The 4,095-nt window shown below is 29.6% G+C and carries 4 protein-coding genes; all 4 read right to left on the reverse strand.

The genetic code is table 11. The annotated features are described in order from the left end of the window. Positions 1–214, reverse strand: a 214-nt coding sequence (locus JI65_RS16505; protein WP_191018262.1) for an SH3 domain-containing protein, incomplete at its 3' end; no start/stop codon positions are given. A gap of 98 nt (positions 215–312) precedes the next feature. Further along, positions 313–1,302, reverse strand: a complete 990-nt coding sequence (locus JI65_RS16510; RefSeq protein WP_191018263.1) for a PIN domain-containing protein — start codon at positions 1,300–1,302, stop codon at positions 313–315. A gap of 7 nt (positions 1,303–1,309) precedes the next feature. Beyond that, positions 1,310–2,419, reverse strand: coding sequence for a hypothetical protein (locus tag JI65_RS16515; protein ID WP_191018264.1), 1,110 nt, complete (start codon positions 2,417–2,419; stop codon positions 1,310–1,312). Continuing rightward, the gene (locus JI65_RS16520) at positions 2,412–3,968 is read right to left on the reverse strand and encodes a DNA methyltransferase (RefSeq protein ID WP_242457284.1); all 1,557 of its coding nucleotides are present in this window, start codon (positions 3,966–3,968) and stop codon (positions 2,412–2,414) included. The genes JI65_RS16515 and JI65_RS16520 overlap by 8 nt, the downstream gene beginning before the upstream one ends. Positions 3,969–4,095 lie beyond the last annotated feature (127 nt).

Here is a 4,095-nt window from a genome sequence, read left to right on the forward strand (position 1 = left end):
AGGGTTTTGAAAAACCGTCAATGTTATCAAATTCTTCAGTTTTAGCATCGACTTCTAATCTGTCACCTTTGTTCACTACTCCAACGACAGTAGAATATTTCAAGGACGGTGCAGATCTCACACGAACTCTATCCTCCAAAACGGTTCCTGTTTCTGCAAAGATTACTGTACCTAAAAATATAAGAATAAATAATTCTGATAATAACTTTTTCATTTTCTTCCTTGCGCCCCAGTGCGGGGTCCACATAACAACTTAAACGGTGGCGCGGCTTGACCGCAAAATCCGATTTGAAGCTTTGTTATGTGTTTATTTTAAAAAGGAATATCAGGTAAATTACTTTCAAGCAATTTTATTCCAATTTTTTTTAGAAGCCAATCTAAATCATTGATATTATTTATCGTTTCTGGATATAACTTGTAAATTTTTTTATAAAATCTTTCTATATCATCGTCATTTATTATGCCGTAAACCTGACTATTTGCATCCGCAGCCTTGAACAACTCAATAACTTGATCTTCATTCCAAGTACTATATTCATTTAATTGAGCAATTATACGATGTGTTGTTTCAAAATGAGGACTCTTTCTTAATGATTCAATAATTTCAGCTTTTTTATTTTCACTCTTTAATTCAATGTCTTTTACATTCTCATTAAAAAACATTGTTAAGCTTGTATAGAAATATATTTCTGAATTTTTCTTTTCCTTCCATTCATGTATTAAAAAATTGCATAGTACTTTATCATTTATAGGAGAACGAAAATCTTTATCAGATGATACGAAAAATAAATCCTCATTTTCGGGAACATTTTCTAAAAGAAGTTCCCAGTTAATTGCATCCCCGTAAGAGTTTTCCTTACCAGGAGGATTTCCCAATTTATATCTAAGTACAGATTTATTAATTATTTCTTCTGAATAGGGAATTACTTCTACTTGATTAAAACAATCATTTATAATTTCATCGGCATATAATTTTTCTTTTTCGATATCAGCATTTAAATTACTTATAAATTCTTTATGCATTTTCTTAAAAGTTTCAAACGTCGCTTTTAGTGTGTTAAATGTATCATATCCTTTACACAGATTTGGAAACTGAATTTTTAATTCTTGAAATTGGGATAATGCCGCTTTTATCTTATTTTCCCTATTTCTTTTTACTTCATTTTTTACTTGCTCTGTAACAAAAAGACGAATATCTGATCCTAACATATCTTTTAATTTCTTAAATTGTGTAAGGTCATCATTTGAGAAATAATAAAGGTCTAACCATATTTGTGAATCCAAAAATAAGTTTTTCATCATTTACTGTTTATTTCATTACAAATATCACATCTGCATAGGTCGTATAAATTTTTGATTTACCTTGATAAGTAAACTCTATTTTCATATCATCCAAAGATTTATTTCCAAAGTTATCCAGATAACCATGAATTGCAGGTTTTAACAAATCTAAATTTCTTTTTAGTTTCCAAGAAGCAGAAAAATCATCTGTATCTATTAAAACTAAAAATAAACGATTCTCAGAACCGAATCTCATCTCTCCTTGATTTTCATACAACCATTTAGCAAGCAATTTTGGATTTTTTATACACTCCTGTACAATTCTAAGGTTTTCTTGTTTTAGAGTATTTAAGACTTCTAAACTCGCCTTAGAATTTCTATCCTTAAGTTTTTCCGAAATCTCATAATGAATTTCACTTGGTTTTGCATCTTTATCAAACACAATGCCAAGTTCTTTTGCCTTAGATTTTAAGAAGGTCAATTCCACTGGATAACCTTTTTCTTTTCTTTGTGCTTTTAAAAATTCAGCGGGGAAATAAGTAACTTTCAAGTCAAAAGGTATTTGATTTACGAAAAAATCCACACTCTTTATTTGACCTACAGTTGGCAAAACAATTTCGTGAGATTTGAAAATATGCTCAATTAAAATACTTGACCAATGATTATACCAACTGTTCAAGACATATCCTTGCACAGCATGTTTGATTTCTTTATCAAATTTTGCAGTTAATTCATCGAATGATCGTATAGCCTTTACATAATGGCTAACCAAATACTTATCTAATGAATTCTGATAATCTCCACCCCATTCAAAACTTTGTAATTTATAGAGTTCTGAAACTAATTTTTCTTGATTTAGTTCCTTCAAAATTTTAGTATTTTTTAAAAGAATATATGCATCCAGTTTTTTGTGAGAGACTTCTAAATTAGCAGAAAGCAAATTGAAAAGCTCTTCAAACTGTTTAGATAATGAAGTTGTTTTCAAGACTATCTGATTTTCCGAACAAAACTCATTGATAATTTCCTTTCGTACTACAGATTTAACTTTTAGCCATAATAGAGCTTCTTTGTTTTCTGTAAAAGGAATCAAATCTTCTGCATCGTAAACAGACTTCCATTTGTTAAAATTATTAGGCATTTTTCACTTCCTTAAACGGTTTATCACTTGTCCAGCCTTTTATTTTATTAAATATATTAAGTGTTTTTTGAGTACGAGAATGATTAAAAACTAACACATAATCAGATTTCATTGCTCCTTTTCTATTGTCTTGAACAACAGAATTTGCAGAATACTCCATTGGAAAAGAACCGAGATAAACCAACGAATTTTGTTTTTCAATACTATCAAAGAAAGACCAACTGTTCTTATCTTTTGCATTGAAATATAGCAATAAATATCCATCCTTTGTTAAAATACGTGATGATTCTGACAAAATTTCACGCATATCAGTCAAGTATTTATCTTTACTTTTTTGACGAATTTTAGCATTTGAAACAACAATCTCTTCTGAAAAATCAGATTTTTTATTCAATAAACAATTCCACATCTCACTTAATTCCAAATAAGGAATCCTGTCGCTATGAGGGGGGTCTGTAATAATTAGTTTTATAGACGCAGAAGGAATTTTCTTCAATTCGATTTTTGAATTTCCCTGAACAATTCCCATTTCTGCTTGTTTTGCATAGAAATCAGAAATACTATTCTTACAGGATATTGGAAAAGAATCTTGTTCTAATAACGCTTTATACAATTTGTTTGCTCTGTTCTCAAAACAATTCCAAACATTTATTTCAAAATGCAAATCAGGACGCCACAAACCAATAACCCAACTGCCAACTTCTATTTTTTCTGATTGTTGGTTTTTAGTTTTTCCGCGATTTGTAATAGCAAACACCATATTTGACATTTGTCCAGAAGAAGAAGTTAATGTTAATTGGAGAGCTCTTTTTAAATCTCCTGAAAATTTGTTAATTTCATCCAAGATTAAATCAATATTGTATAATGCCCGTTTTGTAAACAAATCGTATATGGTCATATTTTCCATCGAATTTATTCGAGCATTCTCAAAAAATGTTCCTTTTTGAATATTTCTGACAGAATAATTTTCAAACGATTTAATTTTGTTTAAATCAAAATCAGACGGTTCTAATTGTACTTTTCTTCTTGAATTATTATTTTTTTTCCAAACTTCTTGCAATTCATCTTTATTCCACAAAAAATGAGTTGCAGTATCTCCATTTTCAAGTGCATAACTTTCTGAAATTTTTGACAATACATTTTCCTTAATTAATTTTATTGCATTTTTATAATCGTCTGCACTTGGTAATGACAATAAAAACAATGTATGTTCTATCGAGAATGGATTTATATCTATTCCTAAAAATCGTCTACCCAAATTGTGAGCTTCTTTAGAAATTAACCCAGAACCTAAAAAAGGGTCTAAAACAATATCATTCTTATTTGTACAGTTTTCTATGCAATAATCCAAACTTTCAATGGGTTTTTTACCCCAATACTTATGAAAAGCATATATGCCTTTATAGGTTTTTGGATTTGAAATACTTTCTACAGTGTGGTTTTCTTCTATGTCAAAAAGTGTTGGCTGAATCATATTTTTCAAATGATACCATATTTTTAGGAAAATTTCTATATATTTGAAATCCTGCGCCCCAGCGCGGGCGTCCACATAACAATGAGTTAAACCGCAAAATCCGATTTGAAGCGCATGTTATGTGTTTTTTTTCTTACTGCAGATAGACATCATAAGCAAGTTAGCACAGGCTTTCATATCTAATCCTTTGTAATTTAACATT

This window comes from Treponema zioleckii (assembly GCF_014737315.1).
In the GTDB taxonomy this organism is placed as follows: domain Bacteria; phylum Spirochaetota; class Spirochaetia; order Treponematales; family Treponemataceae; genus Treponema_D; species Treponema_D zioleckii.

Excerpts from the sequence above, each read along its gene's own strand:
- JI65_RS16510 (WP_191018263.1), bottom strand. The coding sequence starts at position 1,302 with ATGATGAAAAACTTATTTTTGGATTCACAAATATGGTTAGACCTTTAT.
- JI65_RS16515 (WP_191018264.1), bottom strand. The coding sequence starts at position 2,419 with ATGCCTAATAATTTTAACAAATGGAAGTCTGTTTACGATGCAGAAGAT.